The sequence below is a fragment of the Candidatus Hydrothermales bacterium genome (genome assembly GCA_039630235.1).
In the GTDB taxonomy this organism is placed as follows: domain Bacteria; phylum Hydrothermota; class Hydrothermia; order Hydrothermales; family JAJRUZ01; genus JBCNVI01.
The window spans coordinates 46,655-50,888 of the sequence record JBCNVI010000009.1 but is presented as its reverse complement, the minus strand read 5'-3'; the positions used below and the strand labels follow the sequence as shown (position 1 = coordinate 50,888).

4 protein-coding genes are annotated in these 4,234 nt (G+C 33.3%); all 4 read right to left on the bottom strand.

Features of this window, described 5'->3' with window-relative positions; translation table 11 throughout:
* Window positions 1-215 precede the first annotated feature (215 nt).
* A complete protein-coding gene (locus ABDH49_08030) occupies window positions 216-2,006 on the bottom strand; it encodes a DNA methyltransferase (GenBank protein ID MEN3046906.1) in 1,791 nt (596 codons plus the stop codon).
* A gap of 164 nt (window positions 2,007-2,170) precedes the next feature.
* Window positions 2,171-2,581 carry a hypothetical protein gene (locus tag ABDH49_08025; protein MEN3046905.1) on the bottom strand — a complete coding sequence of 137 codons (411 nt, stop codon included), beginning with the start codon at window positions 2,579-2,581 and terminating at the stop codon, window positions 2,171-2,173.
* Complete coding sequence (locus ABDH49_08020; GenBank protein MEN3046904.1) at window positions 2,518-2,856, bottom strand: hypothetical protein; 339 nt, start codon at window positions 2,854-2,856, stop codon at window positions 2,518-2,520. The genes ABDH49_08025 and ABDH49_08020 overlap by 64 nt, the downstream gene beginning before the upstream one ends.
* 447 nt (window positions 2,857-3,303) lie before the next feature.
* On the bottom strand, window positions 3,304-3,816 hold the full coding sequence (locus tag ABDH49_08015; GenBank protein MEN3046903.1) for a hypothetical protein: 513 nt from the start codon (window positions 3,814-3,816) through the stop codon (window positions 3,304-3,306).
* Between the last annotated feature and the right edge of the window lie 418 nt (window positions 3,817-4,234).

The window sequence follows — 4,234 nt, the reverse complement described above, 5'->3', positions numbered from 1 at the left end:
TTAACTGTCATTCCAATTGGTTTTAAGTAAAAGAATTCATTAGCTCCAGTTGTAAAGCCTCGTCTTACTTCTGCTATATCTCCTAACCTTATTAACTTATCTTTTCCTTTTTCTATAATCTTAAAATAAATCTCAGGAGCTCTTAAATATTTTCCACCCCATTTGCTGCCTTTATAGGGAAGATATTCTGGTTCTAATTTTAATTCTTGCTGAGACTATTCTTTATTGATTTCAACACCTTCAATAAGTAGTTCTTTTTTAGTTACTGGAAATATCTTGAAATCTTCATCATCAAGGATTAGTTGCCTTGCTCTTTCAATTCTTTTTATTACTTCAGCATTAATAACATCCTCAAATAGTTTTTTGAAAGCCACGAATTTTATGGTATAGTCCTGTAATTTTTCCTGTAGTTTCTGAATAACAACTATCACAGTATTTACATCTGACTCTTTAAATGTGCGTCTTTTTAGATTATCAATAACGTAAATCGGCCTCATATTTTTTAACAAAAATTCCTGAAGCCCTGCACCATAACCAACATCAAGCCAAGCATTAGAATTTATAAAACAAAAGAGCCCTCCATCCCTCAAAAGCGAAAGCCCATGATAGTAAAAATACACATAAAGATCACTCTTTTTATCTATCTTTTTAACATCCCTCCATATGTTTTTAACTGATGAAATAAGTTTTTCTTTATATTGGGCCTTTATTTTTTTCCATTCTTCATCACTGTATTTATTTTTATCTTCAAGAGGCGGGGCAATTAACTCCTGCCTTACATAGGGTGGATTTCCTATTACTATGTCAAAACCACCCTTTTCTGCAAAGACCTCTGCAAAATCCACCTCCCAGAGAAAATAATCTTTCTGAGTTTTCTTTTTAAGATTTTGCAGTGTAATTTCATATTTTTCCTTTTCCTCCAATAATTCCTTCATTTTTAACTCTATTTCTTTTATCTTTTCCTTAAATTTTGTATCCTCTTTACCGAATAAGTCCTTCTGCTCCTTTAACTGCTTTTTTTCATTATCCAAACGACTATACTGGTTTAATAACTCTTTCATTTTCGAAGATATTATCTCCGTAAAGATTTCGTGTTCCAATTTTTCAATCTCTTTAATTTCCCTTAAGTCTGCACTTCTTTCTCCGGAAAAGAAAGCATTTTTACGATCAATTAGCTCTCTTATTTTATACTCTATACTCTTCGGTAAATACCTCCAAAATTCACCCCTTAAACTTACTTGTATTCCAACAATTTTCTCAACCAGTGAATCACCTTGCCGAATTTTAAATGATAAATTAGACAAAAGTGGCTTTGTATAAATATCCATATATTTTTCTTCAGTCTCAATTATCAAAGACAACCAAAACCTTAACTCCCCTACCATTACAGCCCAGTCCTTTACATCCACACCATAAAGGTTTTCCTGAATAATTCTCTCTTTTAAAGCAAATATATTCTCATCCCTACCTTCAATTTTCTTAGTCAATAGGGTGCGGAGTTCCACGAGAATATTCATCATACCTACCAAAAAAGAAGCAGAACCAACAGCAGGGTCAACAATCTTTACTCTGTCCAGTTTAGATCTTATCTTGGCCAAATCCTCCTTTGAAAAATTTTCAATTTTATTGCGTGAATCAAAAACAAAATTTATAATCTTTTCCTTATCAATCCCTGTTTCGCTAGCAAGATATTCAACAAGAGACATTCTACCCATAAAATCAATTTCAGTTCTTGGGTATGTATAGAAAATACCAGTAGCACCTCTCTCCTCTTCAGCAATTAAGGATTCGTAGACCTTACCAAGCATCTCAGTGTCAACAGCAACTTCAACGTCTATAGGTAAAGACTCATTAACGGTAAAGTTGAATATTTTCAAAAATCCCTTTCCTTTATCCTTTCCGGTAGCATCAGGCTCAAATAGCCACTCAAAAACCTCATCGGGAACATCTAAACCAAGTTCATCCAGTTCTGTTTTGGTAAAAAGACCACCATTTAAATAAGGCATAATCCTGAAAGACTCCTGTATATCCTCAGGTAAATCCTTTGAAATAAGATGAGATTTTCTATTAAACGCTCCAAAGAAGAGACTGGAGAGCCAGGAAGAATAAAACGTATTTTCCTTGTGCCTGTTTTTCTTCACATACTCTTTGTATTTTAGATATAGATTTCTTAAGTAGTTACATCTTGCTCATAGTTTTTCCATTTCAACCATTTTTTGCGTTGCAAGAAGTAAATAAATAGGATCCTTGATAAAAGAAGTGGAGCAAAAGAGTGACGCTTATTATAATCAACCCTCTTGTCAAGTGATTTTATTATCACCTCGTTTATAGCATATTTATAAGCTTCAAAAAATTCTCTAGTAACAGCCTCAACACTGAAGGCTTCCTCTAACTCTTCAAGAGTTGGCTTTCTGTCACTTTCAAGAATAGGTAAAAGTCTACTTTGAGCAGTATGACTTTTTTCATTTTTCCCAACTAAAATGAGTATCTTTTCGCAGGCGTGAACTCCTCCTTGACCTATACCTTGCCATCTTTTGTCTCTACAAAACGATAATCCATCCTTACAAGAGAGAAGCGCCAATCTTCTTTATTAGGTGATACAAAGGCTACAAGCGCAGCATCCTTTAACCTTAAATCACTACTATTTTTTAGATACCAGGCCACAAAGTTCCTCTGCATAGTTCTTGCTCTTTCAAGAGAAGTCTCCTTTTTTAGCTGAACTATAAGTAAATCTATTTCTTTATCATCACGGGAGTATATACCAATTCTTTCCAGTGAATCTATGTGAGAACTAAAAGCATCAGGAAGAAAGCTTCCGTAAATTACGAGAGTTTCTTCTTCATGGGATTTAACCAAATTTCTGAGAAAATAGCAAAACTTATTCTTATCAAAGCATCCTCAAAGGTTTCAATTATTAGTCTTTTTGCTTGCTCCCTGTTCATTCCTCCTTTTGCCCCGTTAATTTTAATTTTTTTAAACGTAATTTTTCAAGGGATATATTTTGAATAGATAATTTAGATCCAAAATTTAACATTTTTAAAGCTCTCTCAACTTCTCCGTTTTGTCTTTTGTAAAGCCTGAAAATTCTCTTTTCTCTCATTTTTTCAACAATTCTGTGACCATACCATAATTCTCTATGGCTATTTTATCTATTAACCCACTGCGCCTTCTACTCACTCTCCAATTCTCCATAAATCCTTAATAAAAACTTTTTACAAATTTCTTTGATACCATATTTTCTTTAAACGGGAAATTAACCCTATCAGCTTATTTTTTACCTCCCCGAACATCCTCATTATCTTGCTAACTTAAATAGAGCGATAAAATTACCTCTCTTTTACTCTCTGTCACTCCGGTAACTTCCGCATAATAGCCCTTAAGAAATTCAGATGATATTTCTTTCTGTAGGACACTTATCACATTCAGAGGATTTTGTATTTCGTTAATATTAAATTTTTGAAGTGCCTTTAATACTCTTTTGATTGTCTTTTTAGGTAAAGCACCCTCCTCAAGCCTCATAATAACTCTCTTTATATATTCCTCCTGATCCTCAGTTAACTGCTTACTATTTTTTTGTACAGCCTTAAGAATCTTTAATAACTCTTTTTCACTATTAGAACCTCTCCTTTCACTACTCTCAACTTTTTTCTTAGTCGTGGCGTTTAAAAAGGCAATTTTATTCTTATAGAGAAGGTCACAATACTCATGAAGAGGAAGTGTTTCAACCTTTTCATTAACTGAGCTTTCAAGAATTTTTGCTGCTGTCAGAAAATCAAGTTCAAATGTCCCCTTTTTCCCTGATATAAAGAATTTCATAAGTTTACCTTTTCCAAAAAACGTTATAAGAGAGTTAGGCTCTGAAATTCCCTTTAAACTTTCATTAAATTTCTTTGCGGAACGAGCTTTTTTAGGAAGTTGCTTTATCCTTTCAAAAAGTTCAGGATCTTTATCCCTAATCTCTTCAATAACTCTCAGGTATTTAAGTTCACTTTCTTCAACTTCGTTCTCTTCAGTTATGGTCTTTTTTGATATAAGCTTATCAAATAACTCATGAGAAGCAACAGGCTCTCACTCTGTAAGAATAGCTGAATCACCTCCAAGAAGAGTTAAAAATGCCTCTATCTTTGAACGAGCAATATTTGTAAGTTCAATTTCAGTGTCTGCCTGTTTAGTCGGGAAAAAGTTAAAAATATAAATTTTATCAAAAGGTGTATCTATACGGTTTACTCTTCCT